This is a genomic window from Kribbella sp. CA-247076 (assembly GCF_050942445.1).
GTDB lineage: Bacteria > Actinomycetota > Actinomycetes > Propionibacteriales > Kribbellaceae > Kribbella.
Window position 1 is genome coordinate 79,314 of the sequence record NZ_CP192051.1, and the last position, 24,972, is coordinate 104,285.

Here is a 24,972-nt window from a genome sequence, read left to right on the forward strand (position 1 = left end):
ACGCTACTGACGAGTTACGAGCGCTTCTCCAGCCAATCGGCCCAGGCGGACAGGGCCGGGCCGGGGTTGCGGCGGCCGAGGCCCACGCGGAACCGGTCGGTCGGAGTCTCGGTCAGGGCGGAGCTGTAGATGCTCGCCGGCAGGAGCAGTACGCCGGCCTGTTCCACCAGGTCGGCGCACATCGTCTCCACGCCGTCGGCGCCCAGGTAGCGCGGGAAGCAGACGCAGCCGCCGTCGGGCGGCGTGAACTCGAACAGATCCGGGTAACCCCCGAAGAACTCGGTGAAGACCGGGAGGTTCTCGGTCACGATCGCGCGGTTGCGGTCGAGCAGGTGGTCGCGGGCGCGCAGGGCGATCAACGCCAGGATCTCGCTCGGTGCGGAGTTGCAGATGGTCGTGTAGTGCTTGGCGCGTTCGAGAGTGTCCAGGACGGTCCGGTCGCGGCAGGCGATCCAGCCGATCCGCAGGCCGGGCAGGCCGTACGCCTTCGACATCACGTTGAGGGAGAGCGCCGTACCGGAGAGGTCGGTTGCTTGCGGCAACGGATCACGGCCGAGCTCCAGACCGCGGTAGACCTCGTCGCTGAAGAGCGTGATCCCGCGGTCCTCGCAGAGGCGGACCAGGCGCAGCCAGGCGTCCTCGGACGGCACCGCGCCGGTCGGGTTGTTCGGGAAGTTGACCGAGACCATCCGGGTGTTCGGACGCAGAGCGCCCTCGACGGCTTCGACGTCGAGGGCCCAGTTGTCCTCGGCCCGCAAGGCGACCCCGGTGACCTCGCAGACAGCCAGCGGGACCGTCTCCGCGGCCTGGTAGTTCGGCGTGAGTACGACGAGGTGGTCGGTCGGCTCGAGGAGCGTCCGCATCGCGAGGTAGATCGCTTCCTCGGCGCCGGCGAAGCACAGGATGTCGTCGGGGTCGGCCTCGGTGTACGTCGACGCGATCTCCTCCCGCAGAGCCGGCAGCCCGCGGGTCTCGGTGTAGCCGAGGGTCAGCGACTCCCAACGCTCGCGGCCGTCGTCGTCCGCCAAATCCACGAGCTCGGACAGCCCCATCGTCTGCGCGTCCGAGGCGGTCAGGTGGTAGCGGGCGTTGAACTCCCACCGGGCGAAGTACGTCTCCAACCGGAAGTCAGGCAGGGTCGGCATGGGACTCCCTCCGGGTCTGGCCGAGCAGTTGGTAGAGCGCGGACCGCGAGATCCGCAGCGCGCGGGCGACCGTGGGAACGGACCGCCGCTGACTCAGTACGCCGGCCGCGTCCAGCCGGCCGAGGAGCTCGACGCGGTCCGCCCGGCTCAGCCGCTCGACCGGCAGGCCGCGCTCGCGGACGTACGCGGCGACGAGCTCGTTGAGCGTCTCGGTCCAGTCGTGCTCGAACAGCACCCGCGGTTGCCCGGCCACCGGCGCCGCGAACGCGGCCAGCAGCCGGCTCGCCTCCTCGAAGGCGGTCCGGTCGACGTTCACACAGAACACGTACGCCGGCTCGCCGTCCTCGTCCCGCACGACCGCGCTGACGCTGGACAGCCGGCGTCCGTCCGCCAGCACCTTCGGGTACGGCCCGTAGACGTCCGGTCCGGTGGCGGACAGTTCGTCCAACTCCCCCAGCAACGACGGATCACCAGGCTCCCGGCCCGACAACGGATTCCAGACCGCGACCACCTCGTCGGCCGCCGGATCATGCAGCACGACCTCCGCATGTGGCGACAGCAACCGGGCCAACGCGTCCCCGACCGGCGCCAACTGCTCAGCCTTCACGGGTGGACAGTATGTCCAGGAAGGACGACCTGTCTAGCACGTGCCGGTGATGGCGCGGTTGCGCCATGTCGCAGAGACGGCAGTGATGGACAAGGCGGATCTCCGTGACCGGATTGCAAACTCTTTCGAAAGAAGAGGTGCGCCTGCCCCAAGCCTCTGAAGGAGAATGATGCCCCCCACCCGGATCACCGCCGCCACCCTCGCGGCGCTGCTGACCCTCGGCGCGGTCTCGGCGACCCCGTCCGCCGCCGCCCCGCCCCCGACACCCGCTCAGAACGCCGGCACCGCCGGCACCCCCGGCGCCGCCAAGGTCACGCTGATCACCGGCGACGTCGTCGAGGTGACCGACGCCGGCGCCGGCAAGAAGGCGGCCACCGTCCGCCCGGCCGCCGGCCGCGAACGCGTCACCTTCCACACCATCGAGGTCGACGGCGGACTCCGGGTCCTGCCGGCCGACGCCGTACCGTACATCTCCACCGGCGTCCTGGACGCCGACCTGTTCGACGTCGAGGAGCTGATCGCCGACGGGTACGGCGACTCCGCGGCGCGGCAGCTCCCGCTGATCGTCAAGTACGACCAGGGCCTGCGCAGCTCCCACGAGCTCACCGGGACCACGGTCAAGCAGGACCTCGGCTCGATCGGCGGCCGGGCCGTGGACGCGGCCAAGGACCAGCTGCCCGAGCTGTGGAAGTCGCTGAAGCCGGCGGTCGGCGCCCGGGCGCTGAACAGTGGGGTCAGCAAGATCTGGCTCGACGGCAAGGTCCGCGCGGTGCTGGACAAGAGCGTGGCGCAGATCGGTGCGCCGTCCGCGTGGCAGGCCGGTTACGAGGGCTCCGGCGTCGAGGTCGCCGTACTCGACACCGGCGTCGACGCCGAGCACCCGGACCTGGCCGGGAAGGTGAAGCAGTCCGAGGACTTCTCCGGCAGCCCGAGCGGCCCGGCGGACCACTTCGGTCACGGCACGCACGTCGCCGCCACGATCGCCGGCACCGGCGCCGGTGCGGGCGGGACCCGGAAGGGTGTCGCGCCGAAGGCCGACCTGCTCGTCGGCAAGGTGCTCGGCGACGACGGCTACGGCTTCGAGTCCTGGATCATCGCCGGGATGGAGTGGGCCGCGGGCGAAGGCGCCAAGGTGGTCAACATGAGCCTCGGCGGTGGTCCGACCGACGGTACCGACCCGATGAGCCTGGCGGTCGACGACATCACCGCCCGGACCGGCACGCTGTTCGTCGTCTCGGCCGGCAACGACGGCCAGGACGAGACCGTCGGTACGCCGGGCACCGCGGCGTCGGCGCTGACGGTGGCGGCCGTGGACCGCAACGACGCGCTGGCGGACTTCTCCAGCCGCGGTCCGCGCCTCGGCGACGCCGGCCTCAAGCCGGAGATCTCCGCACCCGGTGTGGGCATCGTCGCCGCGCGCGCCAAGGGCACCGCGATGGGCGGCCCGGTCGACGAGCTCTACACCGCCGCCTCCGGTACGTCGATGGCCGCGCCGCACGTGGCCGGAGCCGCCGCCCTGCTCGCGCAGCAGCACCCGGACTGGACGGCCGAACAACTCAAGAACGCGTTGGTCAGCACGGCCAAGACCCAGCCGGTCCAGTCCGTCTACGCGCACGGCGCCGGCCGGGTCGACCTGGCCCGGGCGACCTCGCAGCAGGTGTTCGCGACGGCCGTCGCGGACTTCGGGCTACAGACGTCCACCGACGCCAGCAGCCGGACCGTCACCTACCGGAACGAGTCGGACACCCCGGTCACGCTGACCCTGTCCGTCGCGGTCAAGAACCTCGACAACGCGAAGCCGGAGACCGACGCCTTCGGCGTGCCGGCCACCGTCACCGTGCCGGCCAACGGCACCGCCGACGTACCGGTGAACCTGGCCGCGGCCAAGCTCGACCGCGGCCTGCACAGCGGCTGGATCGTTGCCACCGGCACCAACGGTGTGGTCACCCACACCGCCGTCGGTGCGCTCCGGCAGGGCCCGAAGCACACGATCACCCTGCGCGGGATCGGCCTGGACGGGCAGCCGTCGATGGTGCCGGTCGTCGCGCTGTTCGGTGACAACTCGCGCTCCGACGTCCTCGCCTGGATCCCTGGTGACGGAAGCATCACCGCCGAGGTCGAGGAGGGCACCTATCTGCTGCACGGGCTGGTCGACAACAGCGACCCGCAGAACGAGCAGGCCAGCCTGTTCACCGACCCGAACATCGTGGTCAGCAAGGACACCGAGGTCGTCATCGACGCCCGCAAGGCGGCGCCGATCACGATCCAGACGCCGAAGCCGTCGGAGCAGCAGGCGGTGCTGAGCTACTACGTGCACCGCGTCTACGCCAACGGCCGCTCGATCAGCCACGGCGTGATGCACTTCAGCACGGTCAAGCAGGTCAACGTCACCCCGACCAAGCCGGTCAAGGACGGCACCTTCGAGTTCTCGTCCCGCTGGCAACTGGTCGCGCCGCTGGTCCAGGCCACGGTCCAGGGTGTCCAGGGGCCGCTCGACATCAACCTGCTGCACCGCTCGCCGTCGTACGACGGGAAGACGAAGCGGTTGCCGATGGTCTATGCGGACTCCACGCTGCAGGGCGTGAAGGGCGCGCTGGCCGTGATCAACTCCAGCGAGGACGGCTGGGGCAACGGCAGTGAGCAGGAGCAGATCGCCGCGGCCGCGAAGGCGGGTGCCGCGGCCGTGATCCTGGTCCGGCCCGCGGACTGGTCGGCCTGGACGGTATGGCGGCCGGTCGGCGAGCGCGAGCCGATCCCGGCGATGGTCACCGGCTACAACGACGGTCAGAAGCTGATCGAGCGGGCCAAGCGCGGCCGCGCCACGATCGACCTGACGCTGACGACCTCGAGCCCGTACCTGTACGACGTCAACCAGGTCTCGAGCGGGTCCATCCCGGCGAAGATCGTCTACAAGGTGACACCGGCGAACAGCGCCCGGATCACCACCCGGTACGCCGACAACGGCGGCTTCACCTGGGCCAAGGAGCAGCGGTTCGGCTGGCGCCCGTGGCAGGAGTACGCCTGGAACGACTCGCAGCGGTTCGTCGAGACCCCGAAGGTGCGCGAGGAGTGGGTGACGTCGGGCGACTCGCTCTGGCAGCACCGGGTGCACCACCTCTACACCTGGGACGAGATGAACCCGCTGCAGGGCGGGATGACGTCGGTGCCGCGCAGCTACCAGGCCCGCCCGTCGAACGAGACCTGGTTCGGTCCGGTCGTCCGTCCGGCGGCCGCTCCCGGGGTGCAGTCGACCCGGACCGGTGACCGGCTGTCGTTGCGGATCCCGTCGTTCGTGGACGCCGCCGGTCACTACACCATCGGCGAGTCCACGTCGTCGTCCGCGGTGCTGTCGCGCAACGGTCAGGTCGTCGCCGAGCTGCCGGACGCGTGGGAGGACGTGATGACCTCCGGCGACGACGCGGCGTACAAGCTGGACCTGTCGACCGAGCGGAACGACGGCGAGTGGACCTGGGGTACGCGGACCCAGACCTCGTGGGAGTTCCGCTCGAAGAAGACGGCCGAGGACAAGGCGACGCCGTTGTCCCTGCTGCAGGTCGGCTACACGGTTCCGGTCGACCTGACCGGCCGGGTTCCGGTCCGCACCCACGCGGTCGGCTTCGAGGTCACCGGAGGATCCCGCGCGACCACGCTGCAGGCCTGGGCGTCGTACGACGAGGGCAAGACCTGGAAGAAGCTGGTCGTGGTCGGTGCCCTCGGCCGCTACCTCGGCGTGGTCCCGTCCGCGCACGGAACCGTCTCGCTGAAGGTCCGCGCGACCGACAGCACCGGGCTCGCGGTGACCCAGACCGTGATCCGCGCGTACGGCGTGAAGTAGCGAGCTGGGCCGGGGCAGCGGGGGCTGCCTCGGCCCGGATCCAGCTCAGAGCCACCCGCGTTTCGCGGCCTGGAAGGCCAGCCCGGTCCGGGTGTCCACGCCGGCCAGGGCCATCATCCGGTCGAGCCGCCGCTGGACGGTCCGGCGGCTGATCCCGAGCTGGGACGCGATCGACTTGTCGGGGACTCCGGCGACCAGCAGCGACAGCAGGAACCGTTCGTTGTCGTCCAGCCCCTCGATCTCCCCGGGGTTCTCGGCGTGCAGCCGGACCGGGGTCGCCATCTCCCAATGGCTCTCGAACAGGGCCAGCAACGCGTCGAGCAGCTGGCCGCGACCGATGATCGCGGCGGTCGGCTCGCCGATCCCCAGCTCGTCGTCCCGGACGAGCGGGCAGACCGCGGTCGCCCGGTCCACGATGGCCAGCCGGACCGGGAGGGTCGGCAGCGTGCGGGCCTCCTCACCCCAGCTCACCCCCTCGGCGATCGTGTCGAGCTCACCGGGTGTCTCCAGCAGGGCACGTTCGTAGATGGCGCGATACCGGACGCCTCGGGTCAGCGCGCCGTACTCCTCGGTGTTCTCCGCGCCCTGCATCGCCAGCGGGTTGGCGCGGCAGAACCACAGGATCTCCTCGCGGGCCGACTCCTGCAGGTCGCGCAGCCGCTCGCGGAGTGCGTCGGCGCCGACGATCACCTCGACCAGGTGGTGGGCGTCCCGGCGGCTCGCGCTCGCGCGGAACTCCTCGCTCAGTGCCGCGACGGTCTTGCGGGCCGCCTCGAGCGACTCCTGCCGGCGGAGCAGCGTCGTACCGAGGGCAACGTCCGGTGGGAGCGGCCGGAAGATCGGTCCGTCGGACTGCTGGACCGCGACCAGTCCCTTCGCCTGCAGCCGCTGCAGGACCTCGTCCGCCTCCTGCTGGGGCAGGTCGGCGACCTCGGCCAGCTCCGAGGGCCGCGCGGCGGACAGCCCGACGAGCAAGCGGTACGCCTGCTCCTCACGCGCATCAAGCAACAGGCCCTCCTGCATGTGGCGCCTCCCAGGCTCGGAACTCGACGCTCCCGCGCACATTCGAACACATCGGCCGCTGACACATCTGCGCCAGTCGATGCCGTGACACTCCAGTGTCATCACGTCGGGGGTGAGACACCGTCACTTTCGCGTCAGCAGTTCGCGGAACTCGCCGCCCCTGACCGGGGCGGTGGGGTGGGTCCGCGATCGCAGAGCGCATCCCGCCCATGAAGAGAGATCAACCGATGAGTCTGACCGACTATGCCGGTGTCGCCGGCCTGATCGCCGCGGCCGTCCTTGCCCTGTGGATGCTCCGGGGTCCCCGCGCACAAGCCCCGACTGCCCGGCATCGCGGCCATCCCGCGCTTCGTCTGCCGAAGCCGACCCATCCGGAGCGCGCTGCCCGGCGGTAGTACAGCTTCCGCTGAATACACTCTCCGCTGTACAGTCGCGCCATGGAAACCGTGGCGCGAGGTGAGGTGCTGGCCCGGTTCGGGCACGCATTGTCGGACGCGACCCGCACCCGGGTGCTGCTGGCACTCGTCGAGGGCCCGGCGTACCCGGCGGAGCTGGCGGATCGCCTCGGCGTGAGCCGGCAGTCGTTGTCGAACCACCTGGCCTGCCTGCGCGGCTGCGGCCTGGTCGTCGCCGAGCCCGAGGGCCGGCGGACGCGATACGAGCTCGCCGACCCCAAGCTGGCCACAGCGCTGACCGCGTTGCTCGATGTCGTCCTGGCGGTGGATCCGGCATGTCACTGATCAACGTCGGACCGCCGGTCGACCGGCGGCGGCTCGGGCGCCGGGCGCAACTGCTGGCCGGCGCGAGCGTCGGCTACAACCTGGTCGAGGCCGTGGTGGCGATCTCGGCCGGTGCGGTGTCGGGCTCGGTCGCGCTCGTGGGATTCGGGCTGGACTCGATCGTCGAGGTCGCCAGCGGGCTGATCATCCTGTGGCAGTTCCGTCATCCACTCCCGGAGACCAGGGAGCGCCGGGCGTTGCGCCTGATCGCGCTGTCCTTCTTCGGCCTGGCCGCCTACGTGTCCTTCGAGTCCGTACGGGCGTTGGTCGGGCGATCGGAGCCGGATGCGTCCCCGGTCGGGATCGGGCTGGCGGTGGCCTCGCTGCTGGTGATGCCGGTGCTCTCGGCGGCCCAGCGCCGTACCGGAAAGGCGTTGGGGTCGAACGCAGTGGTTGCTGATGGCACCCAAACGTTGCTGTGCACCTATCTGTCCGCGGTGCTGCTGGCCGGGCTGGTGCTGAACGCGACGGTCGGCTGGTTCTGGGCAGACGCGGTGGCTGGGCTGGTGATCGCGGCGGTCGCCGCCCGCGAGGGGGTGCAGGCCTGGCGAGGTGAAGGGTGCTGCCCTAACTGTTGATCTGGAACTTCATGCCCTTGTACTCGCGGGTGGTGGCCGCGGGCCGGCCGGAGTCCGCGGTGATCGCCGGGGCCGACGCCGTCGGTGGGGCGATGCCGAGGTGGGCGGCGGACTGACCGACCCTGGTCTGCACCCATTCCTGCAGGCCGGGATTCGCGACCATGATTCGCTGCCCGTCGTCCCGGAGCATGCCACGGGCAACGAGTTGCTGACGGTCGTCGTCCAGCTCCTGCCAGCGGCCCAGCCCGGCCATCCCGGTGTCGCCGGGCAGGCTCAGCCCGTGCGGACCGTGGGCCGCGACCTTCGCCAGCAGGTCCTTCTCGGAGTCCGAGCAGTTGTTCCAGGCCGCCTGGTAGAGCACCCGCGACTTGTCGTTGACCACCGCGGTCGCCGCCTTGGAGACGTCGGCGGTCACGCCGCCGGCCTGCAGCGCCATCGGGAGGGCGGTCTCGGCCAGGTCGCGCAGCCGGGTCGGGTCCCCGTTGGCCGACCTGACCAGCTGGTCCACCGCCTCGGGCTGATAGGCGATCCCCGCCCGGCGGAGAGGCTCGGTGAGCGCGGGCCGGAGCTCGTCGTCGGACAGCGGTCCGACCTCGCGGACGTCGAACCGCCCGGTCACCCCGGTCGCCACCCGGGACCGGCCGCCGGAGGCCGCCATCAACCGGGTCGCGGCCAGTTCGCCACCGGCGGCGACCAGGAACACCGGCCGGCGCTGCTCCTCGAGGTGCGCGGCCAGCTCCGTCAGTGCGGCCAGGTCGCGCTCCGAGGCGACGTCCAGGTTGTCGACCATCAGCAGGACCGGCTCCGGCGGCTTGCGGTTCGCCCCGAGCTCGCCGAGCTGACCGGCCAGCTCGTTCAGCGTGCGGCCGACGCTGTCCTCGTTGCCGGCCTCCCACTGCGTCTTCGCCACCCCCTGCACGAACGGCACCGGCATGACCCGGAGCTCCGCGCCGTGCTGCTTACTGCGGTGGCGCTGGGCGAGATCCTTCGTCAGCTTCTTCAGCCGGCGCGCGCCGAGCATGCCGTAGCGCTTGCGGATCCGGCCGAGGTCGTCGGTCACCTGGCGGACGAACCGGTTCTCCAGTGGCTCCCGCGGGGACGCGGTCACCCGGATCCCGATCCAGCCCTGCTGCTTGGCGAGCGCCTCGGCCCGGTCCAGCTCGACGGTCTTGCCCATCCCGGGCGGCCCGGTGAACAGCACCGAGTTGCCCTCGGGCGTGCGCAGGTCGAGGGAGATCGGCCGGCCGAACCGGTCGGTGCGGGTCACGGTGTAAGCCGGGTTTCGCGGCGTACCGAAGACCTGGCTCATTGCTCCAGCCTGCGCAAGGTAGCGGTCCCCGACACGGGCTGTACATGTCTTGCCGGTGAACACTGACCGCCTGCGGGTTGAACCGGTCTACCCGCGCCGCCCGATCGCGCACGGATGAGGGTTGGTGCTTGGCAGCGTGGCGGCCCGCTGTCACGCTGCCAGCATGTGGACCCGACGTGTGCTGGCGGCGCTCCTGACAGCGCCACTGCTGCTGATCGGCTTGGTGCCGTCCGCCCAGGCCGCGCCGAACCCGAAGCTGACGGTCACGGCCGTCAGCCTGGCCAGGCCGAGTGTCGCCGTGTCGGGCCTGAACCAGGCGCCGGTGACGATCACCGTCAAGGGCGGCTACGCCTCGACCGATCCGCAGGACGCGAACATCACGTTGTACGTCGTCCTGCAGCGCACAGGCGGTTCTGGTCCGCTGACGTACCTGCTCTCGACGGATCTGCCGCGGACGGCGGGCACCGTGCAGAGCGGGACCTGGAGCGGTCCGGTCTACGTGCCGTCGACGGCCAACGGCACCTTCAAGGTCACCGGGGTCTACGCCGGGTCGTACTTCCCGGGCAGCGGTGACATGACCGATCCGACGCCGTTCGACGGTCCGTCGTTGACGGTCACCGGGTCCAACCTGCCGCGGGTGACCGCGTCGGTCTCGCCGAAGGTGGTGCCGTTCGGGTCGCCGTACTCGATCCGGTGGGCGGTGACGAACGCAGCGACCGGCAAGCCGTACGGGACCCGGATCTCGGTGTTCCTCGGCATCGACAACGCGTGTGCCGAGCCTGGGCCCGGCGTCAACGTCCGGACCGACACGAACGGGATCGCGACCAAGGCCTACACGGCCGCGGACGGCGAATGGGTCAACTGCCTGCGGATCTTCGGGAAGCCGACCGACATCGCCGGACTCGGCCTGGGCGTGGCCCGGCCGGGCATCGTGTCGGCCGTGCCGTCGCGGACGAGTGCTCCGGTCGGGACCGTCGTACCGGTGAACGGGTCGGTCGCCGGTGCGCCGTCCAACTGCAAGGTGTGGCTGCAGCGGTTGTACGGCGCGACGCAGTGGCGATCGGTGAGCTCGGCCGGCATCCGGCAGAGCGGCCGCTTCACGGTGAACGCGCAGCCGGCGTACAAAGGCCTGATCCCCTACCGCGTCTACCTGCCTGCGTGCTTCCGCTACCAGGCCGGCGTCAGCAAGGTCTTCTACATCCGCGGGCTCTGAGACGCGGCTGGGGTGGGTTGGGGCCGGTGGGTTAGCCTGAGTTAGGTAGACCTAACTTGGCCTGACCGGGCCGCCCGCCGTACCCCCCGAGAGGACCGTGGTCCTGTGACCAGCCCCGCACCCCGCCGCAACCGCGTCTGCAAGCGCGCGGTCGTCCGTCGGACCGAGCGAATCACCCCGCACATGATCCGGGTCGTGCTCACCTCCGACGACTTCGTCGACAACGGCTACACCGACCACTACGTGAAGCTGCTGTTCGGCAAGCCCGGGGTGGAGTACGCCGAGCCGCTCGACATGGGCGTGATCCGGGAGACCTACCCGTCGGAGCAGTGGCCGACGATGCGGACGTACACGGTGCGGAACTGGGACGAGGACAACCGCGAGCTGACGATCGACTTCGTCCACCACGGTGACGAGGGCGTCGCCGGACCGTGGGCCGCGGCGGCACAACCGGGCGACGTGCTGTGGTTCAACGGTCCCGGTGGTGCGTATGCGCCGGACGAGGCGGCCGATTGGCACCTGCTGGTGGGCGACGAGAGCGCGCTGCCGGCGATCGGCGCCGCGGTCGAGCAGTTGCCGCCGGGCGCCCGCGCGACCGTCCTGCTCGAGGTCGAAGACGAGACCGAGGAGCAGAAGTTCAGCGGCGCCGGCGACGTCGAGGTCACCTGGTTCCACCGGGCCGGCAGCGACGCCGGTCGCGGTGACGGCCTGGTCGCCGCGGTCGAGGCCCTCGACTTCCCGGCCGGCGACACCCAGGTCTTCGTCCACGGCGAGGCCGGTTTCGTCTTCCGCATCCGCAAGAACCTCTTCACCGACCGCGGCCTCCCCCGCGACCGCGTCTCCCTCTCCGGCTACTGGCGCCTCGGCAAGAACGAGGACGGCTGGCAGGCCGAGAAGGCCGAAACCGCCCGCAAAGAACGCGAAGCCACCGGCGCCTGAGCCAACCAGCCGGTCGCGGACGGCGTCGTACGCGACATGGTTGATCCTGCGTCGTTCGATCGTTTTGCCGTCGAGTACGACCGGTTCGTGGAGCTCGAGGGGAACACGGGGTGGTTGGTGGGGCTGGGGCTGCGCGGGGAACGGGCGCTGGATGCCGGGTGTGGGGCGGGGCAGGCGGCGGTTCGGTTGGCCGAGGGGTTCGACGAGGTGGTCGGGGTCGATCTCAGCGCGCCGATGATCGAGCTCGCCCGGCGGAAGCGGGCGCGGTCGAACGTCGAGTATCGCGTGGCGGACGTGTTCGCGATCGAGGACGGCGGGTTCGACCTGGTCTACAGCCACACGATGATGCATCACCTGCCGGACTACCGGGCGGGGCTTGAGCATCTGAAGTCGTTGGTGCGGGCGGGTGGGACGGTGGCGATCGTGGACAACGTGTCCGATCGCTGGCCGACGCCGCCGCGGTGGGTCTATCTGCTCGGCGCGTGGCTGGGGTTCCCGCGGCAGCTCGCCCGGCGGGGGATCAGGGATGCGTGGTTCGAGTTCCGGTTCTGGCACAGCAGGCCGTGGCTCGAGCATCTGGCGAGCGACCGCTACCTGTCCCGCAGCCAGTTCCGGGAGGTGTACGACGACGTGTTCCCCGGCGCTCAGTACACGGACGTCGGGTTCGCGCTGGCTATGCGGTGGACCGCCGCCGGTTGAGCAGGTCGATCAGCGTCGACGCCTGGTTGGTCGGCAGGACCCAGTCGTCGCCGGACGCCTGCAGGATCACTGCCGGACCCTCGGTCACGATCGGTGGATGCGGGATGGCGATCGGGAACTTCAACCGTTCCACGCCACTGAGCGCGGCCTCGAACACCCCGGTGATGCTGCTCAGCGGATAGGTCTTCGCCAGGTCACCGGCCGACTGCGACCGCAGGACCGGCCGGCTCTGGATCGTGACGCTGTCCGCGCCCAGCAGGACCGCGGTCAGCTGCAGTCCGCGCAACCGGAAGATCAGCTCGTACGGCGTCTCCGCCAGCTCGGGTACGACGGGAACGAGCAGCACCCGGTCGGCGTACCGGGCCAGCGCAGCACCCGCGACGATGCCGACGAGCAACGCGGGCAACGCCAGGAACGCCGGCCACCAGACGCCGACCGCCAACGGGAACAGCGTCACGGTCAGCCCGCTCAACGCACCGAACAGCGCACCCACCCCGGCCCACCACCGCGGCTGGTACCGATGGCGCCGCCGCTGGACCCACCCGAGCACCAGCATCCCGGCCGGCACGAGGCAGCCCGCCCACGCGGCCGGCGACCCCGCCGTACTGATCCACGCCACGATCACCAGCAGCACGAGCGGGATCCCGAGATAGATGCCCGCCACCACCCGCTGCACCCGCCGGTGCCTCTGCTCCATGGGGAAAACCCAAGCACATCCCGCCCGAACCACCTACTCTGCCGAGGATGATCGAGATCCCCGCGGCGCTGGTCGAGACGCACGCTGACGACGAGCCGGAGTGGCTCGCCGCGCTCCCGGCGATGGCCGCCGAGTACGTCGACCGCTGGCAGCTGACCGTCAAGGGTGATCCGCTCCACGGCGCCGCGTCGCTGATCCTGCCGGTCGTCCGACGCAACGGTACCGAGGCGATGCTCAAGCTCCAGCCGACGAACGACGAGAGCGCAGGCGAGGCCCTCGCCTTGCGCACGTGGAGTCGGTCTGACGTGGTCGAGGTGCTCGAGGACGACCCCGCGACGACGACGATCCTGCTCGAGCGACTCGAGCCGCGGACACTGAACGCCGTACCGGATCACACCGAGGCGACCCGGATCCTGGCCGAGCTGCTGATCCGGCTGAGCGCGGTGCCGGCGCCACCGGGGATCCGCCGGCTCGCGGACGTCGCCGGCGCGATGGTTGACGACGCACCCGCCCTGATCCCGCGCCTGACCGATCCGGCCGAGCAGCAGTTGGTACGGCGCTTCGTCGCCCAGGTCGAGGAACTCGTGCCGGAGTCCGGCGACCGCCTGCTGCACTGGGACCTGCACTACGACAACGTGATGGCGGCCGGCCGGCAGCCGTGGCTGGTGATCGACCCGAAGCCGTTGGCCGGAGATCCGGGTTTCGACGTGTTCCCGGTGCTGTGGAACCGCTGGGACGACCTGGAGGCGACCGGCGACCTGGACCAGGCGATCCGGGACCGCTTCGACCTGATGCTCGCGATCACCGGCATCGACCGCGACCGGGCGCTCGGCTGGACCGCGGGCCGGATCCTGCAGAACGTGCTCTGGGATCTCGAGGCCGGCGAGACCACGATCTACCCAGTCCTGCGAACCATCGCCGTGGCCCTTCGGCTGTGATTACATGATTACGTGACGACTCCGACGTTGTACGAGTGGGCCGGCGGGCACGACGCGCTGCGCCGGCTGACCGAGGTGTTCTACGACAAGGTGCTGGCCGACCCGATCCTCGCCCCGGTGTTCGCGCACATGAGTGACCAGCACCGCGAGCACGTCGCGATCTGGCTCGGCGAGGTCTTCCGCGGCCACAGCCGGTACACCGACGAGCTCGGCGGTTACCCCGCGATGTTGCGGCACCACCTCGACCTCGGGTTGACCGAGGAGCAGCGATCGCGGTGGGCGACTTTGATCGCCGCGAGTGCGGATCCGGCCGGTCTGCCGGACGATCCGGAGTTCCGCTCGGCCTTCGTCGCGTACGTCGAATGGGGCACCCGGATCGCTCTGGCCAACTCGCAGCCGGGCGCGACCCCGCCGCCCAAGGCCCCGGTTCCGCACTGGGGCTGGGGCGAAGCACCGCCGTACCAGCCATAGTTGACGTAGCAGACACCCCCGGGAGAACGCCGGGGGACTGCGGGTTGGATACAGTCGCGGTTCACGATGATTCCGCTTGCGGGGATGCGAGGGTGAACCTGTGACCGCTCAGCTCGAGTATCCCGAGGTGCAGGACAGCGACGCGCTGTTGTCGATCCAGGGCCTGTGGAAGGTGTTCGGCCCGAAGGCCCAGCGCGTGCCGCGCCGCCCCGACCTCGCCGCTCTTGACCGCGCCGCCCTCTACACCCGGACCGGATGTACGGCGGCCGTCCGCGACCTCAGCTTCGACGTCGCACCCGGTGAGGTCTTCGTCGTCATGGGCCTGTCCGGCTCCGGCAAGTCCACGCTGGTCCGCTGCCTCACCCGTTTGATCGAACCGACCGCCGGCAGCCTGATCTTCGAGGGTGAGGACCTCCGGGCCGCGGACGAGAAGCGGCTGCGGACGTTGCGCCGGAGCAAGTTCTCGATGGTCTTCCAGCACTTCGGCCTGCTGCCGCACCGCAAGGTGATCGACAACGTCTCGTACGGGCTGGAGATCCGCGGCGAGAGCAAGCCCGACCGCCGGCGGCGGGCCCAGGAGGTGATCGACCTGGTCGGCCTGGCCGGCAACGAGCACCTCTACCCCGAGCAGCTGTCCGGCGGCATGCAGCAGCGGGTCGGGCTGGCCCGTGCGCTGGCCAACGACCCGGACGTGCTGCTGTTCGACGAGCCGTTCTCCGCGCTCGACCCGCTGATCCGGCGGGAGATGCAGAACGAGGTCGTCCGGCTGCACCGCGAGGTCGGCAAGACGATGGTGTTCATCACCCACGACCTGTCCGAGGCGCTGAAGCTGGGCGACCGGATCCTGCTGATGCGCGACGGCGCCGCGGTCCAGCTCGGCACCGGCGACGAGCTGGTCGGGGCGCCGGCCGACGACTACGTCCGCGACTTCGTCCGCGACGTACCGCGGGCCGACGTCCTGACGCTGCGGTGGATCGTCCGGGACGCGCGCCCCGACGAGCCGCTGGACGGACCCGAGCTCGGCCCGGACGTGCTGGTCCGGGAGGCGACCCGGCTGGTGCTGGAGGCGGACCGCCCGGTCAAGGTCGTCGCCGACGGCACGCTGCTCGGTGTGATCGACGACGAGGAGATCCTCGCCGTCGTCGCGGACCACTGATGGCCGCCATCACGAGCGACGTCGAGGTCGAGGTACGCCGGCCACGGCGGAGCGTGCTCGTCGGCGTCCTGCTCGTCGTCTGGGTGGCGGCGTACTTCGTCCTGCGTGGTCTCGACACGCTGCCGCTCGGCGCCCAGGAGACGACCGCGTTCCACCGCTGGCTGACCGATCACCGCGACGACGTCGGCCAGGGCAACGTGGTCTTCGACGCCGTCCGGATGGCGGTCGACCAGTTCGTCGTACTGCTGCAGAACGTCCTGGCCCAGCCGGCGTACGGGCGGCCGGTGCCGGTCGTCGGCTGGCTCGGTGTGGTCGCGGTGTCGGCGTACCTGGCCTGGGCGTTCGGCAACTGGAAGGTCGCGCTGCTCGCGGCCGGCGGCCTCGGGTTCGTCGGGCTGCAGGGGTTGTGGCAGGAGAGCATGCACACGCTCGCGCTGACGATCGCGGCCGTGCTGCTGTCGCTGCTGGTCGCGATCCCGCTGGGGATCTGGGCCGGGTTGTCGGACCGGGCCTTCAAGGTGGCCACGCTCGTCCTCGACCTGATGCAGACGCTGCCGACGTTCGTGTATCTCGCGCCGCTGACATTGTTCTTCGCGATCGGCCCGGCCGCGGCCACGATCGCGACCCTGATCTACGCGGCGCCGCCGGCCGTCCGGCTGACCGCGCACGCGATCCGGTCGGTCCCGGCGGAGAGCGTCGAGGCGTCCCGGTCGCTCGGCTCGACCAGGGGCCAGACGCTGACCAAGGTGTTGCTGCCGATGTCCCGGAGTACGGTCGTCGTCGGCATCAACCAGACGATCATGGCGGCGTTGTCGATGGTGACCGTGGCCGCGCTGATCAATGCGCCCGGTCTCGGCGACACCGTGCTGACGGCCCTGCAGACGCTGGACGTCGGGGTCGCGTTCAACGGCGGCCTCGCGATCGTGGTGATCGCGATCGTCCTCGACCGCGTCACCACCGCGGCCGGCGACCGGCCGTGGCGGACGGCGAGCCTCCGCCGGAAGGCCCTGCTGGGCGCCGGCGCGGCCGGTGTCCTGGTCGCGATCTGGTTCTCCCGGACCTACGTGTGGGCGGCCGAGTTCCCGACCTCGGTGAACCTCGGCTCGCGGATCGCGGTGGCCGCGACGGACGTGACGAACTGGATCCAGGACGTGTTCGGCGGGTTCACGTACGGCGTCCGGGACGCGGTCACCTTCGCCCTGCTGAACCCGCTCGAGGCCCTGCTGACCGGGTCGCCGTGGTGGTTGGTGGCCACGGTGATCGTCGCGCTCGCCGTCGTCCTCGGTGGCTGGCGCGCGGCCCTTCCGGCCGCGGCGTGCTCGGGGCTGTTGGTCGCGACCGGGGTCTGGCACGACAGCATGGTCACGCTCGCGCAGACGCTGCTCGCGACTGTCGTGGTGGTCGCGGTCGGGGTCGCCCTCGGCGTGTGGGCCGGGCGCAACCGCCGGGTCGACACCTGGATCCGGCCGGTGCTGGACGCCGGGCAGACCATGCCGCCGTTCGTGTACCTGGTGCCGTTCCTGGCGTTGTTCGGCACCAGCCGGTTCACCGCGATGGCGGCCGCGGTCGTGTTCGCGGTCCCGGTGACCACCAAGATCGTTGCCGACGGCATCAAGGCGGTGCCGGTGGCGACCGTGGAGGCGGCGAACTCGGTCGGCTCGAGCAGCTGGCAGGTGATCAGCAAGGTGCAGCTGCCGGTCGCCCGCCGGGCGATCACGCTCGCGGTGAACCAGGGGCTGATCTACGTGCTGTCGATGGTCGTCGTCGGCGGCCTGGTCGGCGCCGGCGCGCTCGGGTACGACGTGTACGCCGGGTTCACGCAGAGCGAGCTGTACGGCAAGGGACTGGCCGCCGGGCTCGCTATCGTCCTGCTGGGCGTCCTGCTCGACCGCGTGACCCAGGCGGCCGCCCGCCGTACCCAGAGGTTCCCGAGAAGAGGAGACAAGCTGTGAAGAAGCTCCGGTACGCCGGTGTCCTGACCGCTGCCGCGGCACTGGCGCTGGCCGGGTGCGGCGGCGAGAAGGTCGGCTCGCAGCAGCCGGCCGACGACGGCGGGAAGGAGTGCGGCACGGTCAACCTGGCCGTCAACCCGTGGGTCGGGTACGAGGCGAACGCGGCCGTGTTCGCCTACGTCGCGACCAAGGACCTCGGCTGCACGGTGGAGAAGAAGAACCTGAAGGAGGAGATCTCCTGGCAGGGCTTCGGCACCGGCGAGGTCGACGCCGTGCTGGAGAACTGGGGTCACGAGGACCTGAAGAAGACCTACATCGAGGAGCAGAAGGTCGCGGTCGAGGCCGGCTCCACCGGCGTCAAGGGCGTGATCGGCTGGTACGTGCCGCCGTGGATGGCGCAGCAGTACCCGGACATCACCGACTGGAAGAACCTGAACAAGTACGCCGCCCTGTTCAAGACGTCGGAGTCCGGCGGCAAGGGCCAGCTGCTCGACGGCGACCCGTCGTACGTGACCAACGACGAGGCGCTGGTGAAGAACCTGAACCTGAACTTCAAGGTGGTGCAGAGCGGCAGCGAGACCGCGCTGATCCAGGCCTTCCGGGACGCGGAGAAGAACAAGAAGCCGCTGCTCGCCTACTTCTACGAGCCGCAGTGGTTCTTCAACGAGCTGAAGCTGGTCAAGGTCAACCTGCCGGCGTACAAGGCCGGGTGCGACGCCGACCCGGCCAAGGTCGCCTGCGACTACCCGCCGTACGACCTGGACAAGGTGGTCTCGAAGAAGTTCGCCGACTCCGGCAGCCCGGCGTACGACCTGGTGAAGAACTTCCAGTGGACCAACGAGGACCAGAACGCCGTCGCCCGGATGATCGCCGTGGACAAGCTGTCCCCGGACGCGGCCGCCGAGAAGTGGGTCACCGAGAACCGCTCGAAGGTGGACGGCTGGCTCGGGAAGTAATCCGGTCGACGTCGAAGCGTTCCGCCGGCGGGAGGGGTGAACCGACCTTCGCGCGGAGCGCTTCGGCCTCGGTGAGGAGCTGGTGGGCGCGGGCGGGATCCTCGGTCGCGCCGGCCAGGCCTTCCAGGGCGAGGGCGATCGCGCGCTCGTCGCCGACCTGCTGGGCCGCCTCGTAGCCCTGCTCGTGCAGCGCCCGTGCCTTGGCGAAGTCGCCGCGTTGCTCGGCGATGAAGCCCAGCTGGGCCAGGATGAACGCGATCCCCGGTGTGCCGCCGACCTGGCGCAGCCAGTCGAGCCACTTGGTGAAGTGCGCCTCGGCGTCGTCGAGGCGGCCCTGCCGGCGGGCGGACAGTCCGAGACCGACCTCGGCGTACTCCTCGGCCGACTTGTTGGACTGCTCGATCGCCAGCCGCCGGGCCCGCTCGTGCAACGCGTCCGCCCGCTCGTAGTCGCCGGTGAGGTACGCGATCCGGCCCAGCCCCGAGGTCCGGAACGAAACCTCGGTCCACAGTCCGAGGTCCTCGGCCAGCCGGAGCGAGTCCTCGAGATACCGCACGGCGGTCGGGTAGTCCCCGCTGATCTCGGCGACGATGATCAGCGAGTACGCCGCCTGCAGCCGGCCCCAGTCGTCGCCGAGTTCGTCGAAGAGCTCGAAACTGCGGTGGCCGTCCTGCAGCATCGACCAGAGGTCGGCGTGCACGATGTTCAGCTGCGCCCGCGTGCTCAACGCCGCGGCCAGTCCCCAGCGGTCGCCGTCGGCGGTGAACGCCTCGATCGCTCGGTCGACACGCTGCATCAGCACGTCCCGGGCGCCGTACGCCCACTGGGTGTGCGCCAGGAACCACAGTGCGCGGGCCGGTGGCTCGTCGTACGACGCCAGCGCCTGCTCCGCCGCCTCCGTCAGGTTGGCGCCTTCGGCGTCGGTGGCCGCCATCCCGACCAGCCAGACCGTGGCTGCGGCGCGGTCCGCCGGGTCCTGCCCGGGTGCGGCGAGGGCGGCGGCGATCGACCGCCTTGCCTCGCCGTGGCGGCCCCGGAGGTACCAGTACCACGCCAGCGCATTGACCACCTTGAGCGGCGGACCGGTCTCCAGGGCGGCACGGAAGTTCGCAGCCTCCTGGTCGAGGCGGTGGAGCCACGTGCGCTGCTCGGGGCCGCGCAGCTTCTCCTCGGCCTGCTGAGCCAGCCGCAGGTAGTAGTCCGCATGGCGCCGCCGGGTCGCCGCCTCTTCACCGGCTTCCGCGAGGCGTTCGAGGCTGTACGCCGCGACCGACTCCAGCAACCGGTAGCGGCCGGTGCTCGCGGCAACCAGCGATTTGTCGACAAGTGCCATCGCCACGGCTTCCGGCAGCTCACACACCTCGGCCGCGGCCTCGAGCGAGAACGTGCCGGCGTGCACAGCCAGCCGGCGAAGCATCGCGCGTTCGTCCGCGGTCAGCAGGTCCCAGCTCCAGTCGATGGTCGCCCGCAGCGTCCGCTGTCGCTCGGGTACGCCGCGGCCACCCGACAGCAACCGGAACCGGTCGTCCAGCCGGTCCGCGAGTCCTTCCACGCCGAGCGCCCGTACCCGGGTCGCCGCGAGCTCGAGGGCGAGCGGAATGCCGTCCAGCCGACGGCAGATCGCCCTGACCGCCTCGGAGTCGGCAACCCCGGCACGCGCGGTGAAGAGGTCGACGGCCGCCTGCGGTGCGAGCGGCTCAACCTCGAACACCCGCTCGCCCGGCAGGCCTAACGGCTCCCGGCTGGTCGCGAGGACGCGCAACTCAGGTGCCTCCGCGAGGAGTCGCGCGGTGATGTCGGCGGCCTGCAGATGCTCACAGTTGTCGAGGATCAGCAGGACCGGCCGCGCGCGCATCGACTCGATCAGCCGAGGCAACAGGTCGGCGGTGTCGTCCCGAAGTCCCATGGCAGCGGCCAGTCCGTCCAGCAGATCGTCCTGCCTGAGCGGAGCGAGCTCGACCAGCCGTACGTCGCCGATGTGGCTCCGGCCGAGCTCGAGAGCCAGTCTGGTCTTGCCGACCCCGCCGGGCCCGACGAACGTGAGCAGTCGGGTGTCGGTCAGCAGGTCCTTGGCCGACGTAAGCACCTCGGCCCGGCCGATCAGGTCGTTGAGCGGCGCGGGCAGCCGGGACGGTTGCAGGGATGCGTCGTGGCGGAGGATCGCCGCGTGCAGTTCGACGAGCTCCGGTCCGGGGTCGGCGCCGAGCTCCTCGGCGAGCGCCTCGCGCAGGTCGGCGTACGAGCGGAGCGCTTCGTCCTGGCGGCCGGCCCGGTACAGGGCGCGCATGTGCAGCGCACGGAGGCGCTCGCGCAACGGATGCTGTCGGATGAGCTCGGTCAGCTCCGGGATCGGGTCCTCGGCCTGTTCGAGCAGGGTCTCGGTGGCGGTGAGTCTGGCCTCCTCCAGACGGTCGCGGGCGGCCCGGGCGAACTCGTGGTCGGCGATATCGGCGTACGCGGGACCACGCCACAGGTCGAGCGCCTCACGGAGCCGGCCGGCGTCGACCAGCTCCTCGAAGATGTTGCTGTCGACAACGTCCGCCGTGAGGGTGTAACCGGCGGGTCCGTGCGCGACCAGGGCACGGCTGCCCGGCTCGGCCCGGTCGAGCGCCGTCCGCAGCTGGGAGATCCGGGCCTGGAGCGTCCCGGTCGCGTTCCGCGGCGGGCGGTCACCCCAGAGGTCCTCGATCAGGCGGTCCGCGGACACCGGGCGGCCGCGGTGCACGAGCAGGTCGAGCAGCAGCGTCCGGACCTTGGTGTCGGGCACGGCGACCGGCTCACCGGCGTCCGTCCGGACCACCAGGGGACCCAGCACGCCGAAGTACATAGCCGTAGTAAACCCGTAGCGTGGTGACGCACGCTCGGCGCATGAGTTCTCGAGAAGCAGTCACAGTGATCGGCCTCGGCGCGATGGGATCCACCATGGCCGAGGTCTTCCTCGCCGCCGGCCACCCGACCACCGTCTGGAACCGGACGCCGGGCAAGGCCGGTAAGCTCGTCGACGCCGGTGCGGTCGAGGCGGCGACCGCCGCGGAGGCGGTGGCCACGGGCAACCTGGTGGTGATCAGCCAGGTCGACTACGCCGCGATGGACGACTCCCTCGCCGGCGCGGACCTGTCCGGGCGGGTCCTGGTCAACCTCAGCTCCGACAGCCCGGACCGCTTGCGAGCGGCGAGCCAGTCGGTCGCGGACCGCGGCGGCACGCTGGTGACCGGCGGCATCATGGTCCCGCCGCCGGGTATCGGTCAGCCGGGTTCGTACGTCTTCTACAGCGGACCCGCCGAGGCGGTCGAAGCGCACCGGACGACGCTGGAGGTGCTCGGCCGGGCCGACTACATGGGCGCGGACCCGGGCCTCGCGATGCTCTACTACCAGGCGATGCTCAACATGTTCTGGACCACGCTGACCAGCTACATGTACTCCGCCGCCCTGGTCGGCACCGCCGGCGTCGGCGCCGGGCAACTCCGTCCGTACGCCGCCGCGCTGCTCGCCGACATGACCGACGAAGGGCCGATGGGCTACCTGAAGATCCTCGCCGAGGAGCTCGAGCAGGGTGCGTACCCGGGCGAGGAGAACAACCTGCACATGCAGGCGGTCGGCAGCGAGCACGTGGTCGACGCCTTCGAGCAGGTCGGCCTGGACACCGGACTCCCGCGCGCCCTGGCCACCCTGTTCGCCCGCGCCGACGCCGCCGGCCACGGCCAGGACGGCCTCGGCGCCCTCGTCGAAGCCATCCGCAAACCCGCACGCTGAAGCCCCCTTGAGCTTGGTCGGCGCCAGCGGCAACTATCACGGGATCGGTGGAGCAACGCCGACGACACGCCGGATTTCGGACGAAACCAGGTAGCGTCGGTTCCATGATCATCGTGACAGCTGCACTGAAGGGCGGGGTCGGTAAGACAACCACGTCGGTGTACTTGGCCGCGCTGGCATCTTCCAACCGTCGTACATCCACCCTGGTCGACGCGGATCCACAGGGCAGCGCGGCCGACTGGGTCGCGGATTCCGAGGACGACCACTTGGCCCGGGTCGAGATCGCGGAGGCGCCGACCGAGCGCCTGCTGAACAAGGCGCTGGACAAGATCCCGCCGGAGGGCATCGGCATCGTGGACATGCCGCCGTCGCACGAGCGGCTGCTGAACAAGGCGCTCGAGCGCGCCCGGATCGTCGTCCTGCCGACCCGGATCGGCGGGGTCGAGACACCGCGGGTGAAGGCGGTGCTGGACCTGGTCCCCGACCACATCCCGGTCGGCCTGGTGATCTGCTCCGCCCGGACCTACACCCGCAGCTACCAGGAGGCGATGGCGCAGTACGCCCAGGAGGGCATCCCGGTCTGGGGCACCATCCCGGAGCGGGTGTCGATCACGGCCGGCCCGACCGGACCGCTGGCGGCCGACGGCCTGGAGTCGTACAAGAAGGTCTGGCGCAAGATCCTGGCCGCCGCCCGCAGTTGACCGGCCGCCTCCAACCTGCCCACAGTCGACCGCCCGCAGTTGACCGCCCGCGACGGGTTGGGTCCGTGAACTCGCTCACGGGCCCAACCCTCAGCGTTGCAGCGGCGGCTCGCCCTTGACGTAGGAGCGGATCACGGTGGCCGCGGCCCCGCGGGCCCAGTCGTCGAAGGTGTGCGAGCGCAACATCAGCCGTCCCTTGCCGGCGGCACCGAAGGCGTGGGCCTGGAAGGCCTGCCGCATCCGCTCCTCGTACAGGTCGTAGTCGGCGACCCCCTCGCCGGCGATCACGACCAGCTCCGGGCCGACCAGGTTCACCATCGCGGCCAGCGCCGAGCCGATCACCTCACCGGCCCGGTCGAACGCCTCCCGCGCGTGCGCGTCGCCCTCGTGCGCCAGCTTGATCGCACCCGCCAGGTCCAGGTCCGGCTTCCCCGTCGTCTCCCGGGTCCGGGACAGGATCGCGTCCGACGAGGCGACCGTTTCCACACATCCCCGCCGGCCACAGGTGCAGACCAGGTCGCCCGGGGCCAGCGGCAGGTGGCCGAGCTCGCCGGAGACGCCGTACGCCCCGGACACGACCTCGCCGTTGATGTAGAGGCCGCAGCCGATCCCGGAGCCGATCGTGACGACCGCGAACGAGTCCGCGTCCACCCCGACCCCGAACCAGTGCTCGGCCACGGTCAGCGCGCGGACGTCGTTCGTCACCACCACCGGAACCTTGACGTGCCTGGCCATCAGGTCCGCGACCGCGACGTCACGCCAGCCCATCAGCGGTGAGTGCCGGACGACGCCGTGCTTGCCGTCGACGTCGCCGGACACGGCCACGCCGATCCCGATCAACGGTCCGGTGGTGGTGTCCGCCGCGGCGATCAGCTCCTTGGCCAGCTCCGCCAGTTGCTCGATCACGGTGGCCGGCGTGGGGTCGTCCAGCGGCCGGTGCCGGACCGTACGGATCCCGGCGGTGAAGTCCGTGGTCACTCCGATCAGCGCGGTCGGGGTGACCTTCAGCCCGATCACGGAGATGCTGTTCCGGATCACAGTCAGCGGGCTCACCGGCCGGCCGATGCCGAGCTGACTCTCCGCCTCGGCCGGGGTGGCCGGCTGGTCGGTGACGAACCCGGCCTCGATCAGCGGCGCGACCGCCTTCGTGACCGCCGCCTGGGACAGCCCGGTGCGGCGGGCGATCTCCACCCGGGGGATCGGACCCTGGGTCAGGATCCGGGTCAACACTTCGACTCCCGCCGGCGTCGCCAGGGGGAGTGATCGATGCGGACGCAGCGGCACGAGAACAACCTACCGGCGAGTCGGCCTGTCAGTCCTCGATATTGCCGAGGATCGGCGAGGCCAGGGCCCAGCGGATGGTCCTGGTCAGGCCTTCACCGGCCGCGCGGACGACGGTCGCCTCCGCGAGCGGCAGGTACGGCAGGCGCAACGGCCACCGGGACCACCACGGCAGCAGACCGACCGCAGCAGCTGTCAGTACGCCGTACGCCGGACGGGCGGCCCACGGCACCGGCGGGTGGACGAGCATGAACCGGGCGGCCTGTCGCGCCTCGGTCGTCCCCCGGAGCTCCGGACGGTACTCGTTCAGGGTCGACCGCAACTCCGCCATCGTCGTCGGGGGGTCGATCACCCCGAGCTTGCGGGCCACGAGCGCCGCGTCCTCGACGTACAGGTCCTGCTCCGGCTCGGTCAGCGGCTGCACGCCGTACCGCTGGTGGGCGGCCAGGAAACTGTCCACCTCGGCGACGTGCACCCACTTGAGTAGATGCGGGTCGGAGGCCCTGTACTTCACACCGTCCGGGCTGGTCCCGCGCACGCGCTCGTGCACGCCCTTGACCCGGGCGATCGCCTCCTCGGCATCCGGGATCGCGCCGTACGTTGTGATGGCCAGGAAGTAGCTGGTCCGGCGAAGCCGGCCCCACGGATCACCGCGGTAACCGGAGTGGGCCGAGACAGCCGCCATCGCGAGTGGGTGCAGCGACTGGAGCAGCAGCGCCCGGAGCCCGCCGGCGAACATCGCCGCGTCGCCGTGCACGCGGCGGATCGGGCTGTCCGGCGCGAACCAGCGCGGACCGGGGGTGTTGTGCACGCGGTTGCGCTCGGCGCGTGGATCCGGCCCGGCCACCTTGGTCATGATCATCCGTGCCAACCCGTCCCTCAACGGGTCCAGCGGTCCGGTGATGGTGGCGGCCATACCCCCAGTCTGCGCACTACTCCA

At 70.8% G+C, this 24,972-nt stretch carries 22 protein-coding genes; 14 read left to right on the forward strand and 8 right to left on the reverse strand.

Annotated features, from left to right (window positions below; translation table 11 throughout):
• Positions 1-14: 14 nt before the first annotated feature.
• Entirely contained in the window at positions 15-1,145 is a 1,131-nt protein-coding gene (locus tag ACQPYZ_RS00395; RefSeq protein ID WP_433164067.1) for an aminotransferase class I/II-fold pyridoxal phosphate-dependent enzyme, read from the reverse strand.
• A complete protein-coding gene (locus tag ACQPYZ_RS00400; protein ID WP_433164069.1) occupies positions 1,129-1,752 on the reverse strand; it encodes a helix-turn-helix transcriptional regulator in 624 nt (207 codons plus the stop codon). The genes ACQPYZ_RS00395 and ACQPYZ_RS00400 overlap by 17 nt, the downstream gene beginning before the upstream one ends.
• Before the next feature lie 169 nt (positions 1,753-1,921).
• Between ACQPYZ_RS00400 and ACQPYZ_RS00405 the strand changes: the two genes are divergently transcribed.
• The gene (locus ACQPYZ_RS00405; RefSeq protein ID WP_433164071.1) at positions 1,922-5,587 is read left to right on the forward strand and encodes a S8 family serine peptidase; all 3,666 of its coding nucleotides are present in this window, start codon (positions 1,922-1,924) and stop codon (positions 5,585-5,587) included.
• 45 nt (positions 5,588-5,632) lie between these two features.
• On the opposite strand, the gene ACQPYZ_RS00410 is transcribed toward ACQPYZ_RS00405, so the two are convergent.
• Positions 5,633-6,610: a helix-turn-helix domain-containing protein gene (locus ACQPYZ_RS00410; protein WP_433164073.1), complete on the reverse strand. Its 978-nt coding sequence runs from the start codon at positions 6,608-6,610 to the stop codon at positions 5,633-5,635.
• Positions 6,611-6,837: 227 nt separating this feature from the next.
• Here ACQPYZ_RS00410 and ACQPYZ_RS00415 point away from each other — a divergent pair, with 227 nt between their 5' ends.
• From ACQPYZ_RS00415 to ACQPYZ_RS00425, 3 genes are read left to right on the forward strand one after another with little or no spacing between them, the layout of a single operon-like run.
• The gene (locus ACQPYZ_RS00415) at positions 6,838-7,005 is read left to right on the forward strand and encodes a hypothetical protein (protein ID WP_433164075.1); all 168 of its coding nucleotides are present in this window, start codon (positions 6,838-6,840) and stop codon (positions 7,003-7,005) included.
• A 42-nt stretch (positions 7,006-7,047) separates the two neighbouring features.
• Complete coding sequence (locus ACQPYZ_RS00420; RefSeq protein ID WP_433164077.1) at positions 7,048-7,350, forward strand: ArsR/SmtB family transcription factor; 303 nt, start codon at positions 7,048-7,050, stop codon at positions 7,348-7,350.
• Positions 7,341-7,967 (forward strand): cation diffusion facilitator family transporter, encoded by a 627-nt coding sequence (locus tag ACQPYZ_RS00425; protein ID WP_433164079.1) that lies wholly within the window; start codon positions 7,341-7,343, stop codon positions 7,965-7,967. Before ACQPYZ_RS00420 ends, ACQPYZ_RS00425 begins: the two co-directional genes overlap by 10 nt.
• On the opposite strand, the gene ACQPYZ_RS00430 is transcribed toward ACQPYZ_RS00425, so the two are convergent.
• Complete coding sequence (locus tag ACQPYZ_RS00430; protein ID WP_433164081.1) at positions 7,957-9,276, reverse strand: AAA family ATPase; 1,320 nt, start codon at positions 9,274-9,276, stop codon at positions 7,957-7,959. The genes ACQPYZ_RS00425 and ACQPYZ_RS00430 overlap by 11 nt on opposite strands.
• Before the next feature lie 163 nt (positions 9,277-9,439).
• Between ACQPYZ_RS00430 and ACQPYZ_RS00435 the strand changes: the two genes are divergently transcribed.
• The 3 genes from ACQPYZ_RS00435 (at position 9,440) to ACQPYZ_RS00445 (ending at position 12,127) form a co-directional block, all read left to right on the forward strand.
• Positions 9,440-10,489: a hypothetical protein gene (locus ACQPYZ_RS00435; RefSeq protein WP_433164083.1), complete on the forward strand. Its 1,050-nt coding sequence runs from the start codon at positions 9,440-9,442 to the stop codon at positions 10,487-10,489.
• Between the two features lie 105 nt (positions 10,490-10,594).
• The gene (locus ACQPYZ_RS00440) at positions 10,595-11,428 is read left to right on the forward strand and encodes a siderophore-interacting protein (RefSeq protein WP_433164085.1); all 834 of its coding nucleotides are present in this window, start codon (positions 10,595-10,597) and stop codon (positions 11,426-11,428) included.
• Between the two features lie 36 nt (positions 11,429-11,464).
• Positions 11,465-12,127, forward strand: coding sequence for a class I SAM-dependent methyltransferase (locus ACQPYZ_RS00445; protein WP_433164087.1), 663 nt, complete (start codon positions 11,465-11,467; stop codon positions 12,125-12,127).
• Here the strand turns inward: ACQPYZ_RS00445 and ACQPYZ_RS00450 are convergent.
• Positions 12,102-12,824, reverse strand: a complete 723-nt coding sequence (locus ACQPYZ_RS00450) for a hypothetical protein (protein WP_433164089.1) — start codon at positions 12,822-12,824, stop codon at positions 12,102-12,104. The two genes, ACQPYZ_RS00445 and ACQPYZ_RS00450, sit on opposite strands and share 26 nt — an antisense overlap.
• Positions 12,825-12,871: 47 nt before the next feature.
• Here ACQPYZ_RS00450 and ACQPYZ_RS00455 point away from each other — a divergent pair, with 47 nt between their 5' ends.
• The 5 genes from ACQPYZ_RS00455 (at position 12,872) to ACQPYZ_RS00475 (ending at position 18,297) form a co-directional block, all read left to right on the forward strand.
• Positions 12,872-13,762: an aminoglycoside phosphotransferase family protein gene (locus ACQPYZ_RS00455; protein WP_433164091.1), complete on the forward strand. Its 891-nt coding sequence runs from the start codon at positions 12,872-12,874 to the stop codon at positions 13,760-13,762.
• 12 nt (positions 13,763-13,774) lie between these two features.
• Positions 13,775-14,233, forward strand: coding sequence for a group II truncated hemoglobin (locus tag ACQPYZ_RS00460; protein ID WP_433164093.1), 459 nt, complete (start codon positions 13,775-13,777; stop codon positions 14,231-14,233).
• 100 nt (positions 14,234-14,333) lie between these two features.
• Entirely contained in the window at positions 14,334-15,389 is a 1,056-nt protein-coding gene (locus tag ACQPYZ_RS00465; protein ID WP_433164095.1) for a quaternary amine ABC transporter ATP-binding protein, read from the forward strand.
• Complete coding sequence (locus ACQPYZ_RS00470) at positions 15,389-17,341, forward strand: ABC transporter permease (protein ID WP_433164097.1); 1,953 nt, start codon at positions 15,389-15,391, stop codon at positions 17,339-17,341. The genes ACQPYZ_RS00465 and ACQPYZ_RS00470 overlap by 1 nt, the downstream gene beginning before the upstream one ends.
• Complete coding sequence (locus tag ACQPYZ_RS00475) at positions 17,338-18,297, forward strand: ABC transporter substrate-binding protein (protein WP_433164099.1); 960 nt, start codon at positions 17,338-17,340, stop codon at positions 18,295-18,297. Before ACQPYZ_RS00470 ends, ACQPYZ_RS00475 begins: the two co-directional genes overlap by 4 nt.
• Here ACQPYZ_RS00475 and ACQPYZ_RS00480 read toward each other — a convergent pair.
• Entirely contained in the window at positions 18,254-21,124 is a 2,871-nt protein-coding gene (locus ACQPYZ_RS00480; RefSeq protein ID WP_433164100.1) for a BTAD domain-containing putative transcriptional regulator, read from the reverse strand. The two genes, ACQPYZ_RS00475 and ACQPYZ_RS00480, sit on opposite strands and share 44 nt — an antisense overlap.
• A gap of 41 nt (positions 21,125-21,165) precedes the next feature.
• Between ACQPYZ_RS00480 and ACQPYZ_RS00485 the strand changes: the two genes are divergently transcribed.
• Positions 21,166-22,050 carry an NAD(P)-dependent oxidoreductase gene (locus ACQPYZ_RS00485; RefSeq protein ID WP_433164102.1) on the forward strand — a complete coding sequence of 295 codons (885 nt, stop codon included), beginning with the start codon at positions 21,166-21,168 and terminating at the stop codon, positions 22,048-22,050.
• A 104-nt stretch (positions 22,051-22,154) separates the two neighbouring features.
• Entirely contained in the window at positions 22,155-22,751 is a 597-nt protein-coding gene (locus ACQPYZ_RS00490; protein WP_433164104.1) for a ParA family protein, read from the forward strand.
• 90 nt (positions 22,752-22,841) lie between these two features.
• Here the strand turns inward: ACQPYZ_RS00490 and ACQPYZ_RS00495 are convergent, their stop codons facing one another.
• Together ACQPYZ_RS00495 and ACQPYZ_RS00500 are read right to left on the reverse strand one after the other, a co-directional pair.
• Positions 22,842-23,981, reverse strand: coding sequence for an ROK family transcriptional regulator (locus tag ACQPYZ_RS00495; RefSeq protein ID WP_433164106.1), 1,140 nt, complete (start codon positions 23,979-23,981; stop codon positions 22,842-22,844).
• An 82-nt stretch (positions 23,982-24,063) separates the two neighbouring features.
• Complete coding sequence (locus ACQPYZ_RS00500; protein WP_433164108.1) at positions 24,064-24,948, reverse strand: oxygenase MpaB family protein; 885 nt, start codon at positions 24,946-24,948, stop codon at positions 24,064-24,066.
• Between the last annotated feature and the right edge of the window lie 24 nt (positions 24,949-24,972).

Excerpts from the sequence above, each read along its gene's own strand:
- ACQPYZ_RS00500 (WP_433164108.1), bottom strand. The coding sequence starts at position 24,948 with ATGGCCGCCACCATCACCGGACCGCTGGACCCGTTGAGGGACGGGTTG.
- ACQPYZ_RS00405 (WP_433164071.1), top strand. The coding sequence starts at position 1,922 with ATGCCCCCCACCCGGATCACCGCCGCCACCCTCGCGGCGCTGCTGACC.
- ACQPYZ_RS00470 (WP_433164097.1), top strand. The coding sequence starts at position 15,389 with ATGGCCGCCATCACGAGCGACGTCGAGGTCGAGGTACGCCGGCCACGG.
- ACQPYZ_RS00395 (WP_433164067.1), bottom strand. The coding sequence starts at position 1,145 with ATGCCGACCCTGCCTGACTTCCGGTTGGAGACGTACTTCGCCCGGTGG.
- ACQPYZ_RS00420 (WP_433164077.1), top strand. The coding sequence starts at position 7,048 with ATGGAAACCGTGGCGCGAGGTGAGGTGCTGGCCCGGTTCGGGCACGCA.
- ACQPYZ_RS00450 (WP_433164089.1), bottom strand. The coding sequence starts at position 12,824 with ATGGAGCAGAGGCACCGGCGGGTGCAGCGGGTGGTGGCGGGCATCTAT.
- ACQPYZ_RS00485 (WP_433164102.1), top strand. The coding sequence starts at position 21,166 with ATGAGTTCTCGAGAAGCAGTCACAGTGATCGGCCTCGGCGCGATGGGA.
- ACQPYZ_RS00425 (WP_433164079.1), top strand. The coding sequence starts at position 7,341 with ATGTCACTGATCAACGTCGGACCGCCGGTCGACCGGCGGCGGCTCGGG.
- ACQPYZ_RS00415 (WP_433164075.1), top strand. The coding sequence starts at position 6,838 with ATGAGTCTGACCGACTATGCCGGTGTCGCCGGCCTGATCGCCGCGGCC.
- ACQPYZ_RS00445 (WP_433164087.1), top strand. The coding sequence starts at position 11,465 with ATGGTTGATCCTGCGTCGTTCGATCGTTTTGCCGTCGAGTACGACCGG.
- ACQPYZ_RS00480 (WP_433164100.1), bottom strand. The coding sequence starts at position 21,124 with ATGTACTTCGGCGTGCTGGGTCCCCTGGTGGTCCGGACGGACGCCGGT.
- ACQPYZ_RS00410 (WP_433164073.1), bottom strand. The coding sequence starts at position 6,610 with ATGCAGGAGGGCCTGTTGCTTGATGCGCGTGAGGAGCAGGCGTACCGC.
- ACQPYZ_RS00490 (WP_433164104.1), top strand. The coding sequence starts at position 22,155 with ATGATCATCGTGACAGCTGCACTGAAGGGCGGGGTCGGTAAGACAACC.
- ACQPYZ_RS00435 (WP_433164083.1), top strand. The coding sequence starts at position 9,440 with ATGTGGACCCGACGTGTGCTGGCGGCGCTCCTGACAGCGCCACTGCTG.
- ACQPYZ_RS00430 (WP_433164081.1), bottom strand. The coding sequence starts at position 9,276 with ATGAGCCAGGTCTTCGGTACGCCGCGAAACCCGGCTTACACCGTGACC.
- ACQPYZ_RS00455 (WP_433164091.1), top strand. The coding sequence starts at position 12,872 with ATGATCGAGATCCCCGCGGCGCTGGTCGAGACGCACGCTGACGACGAG.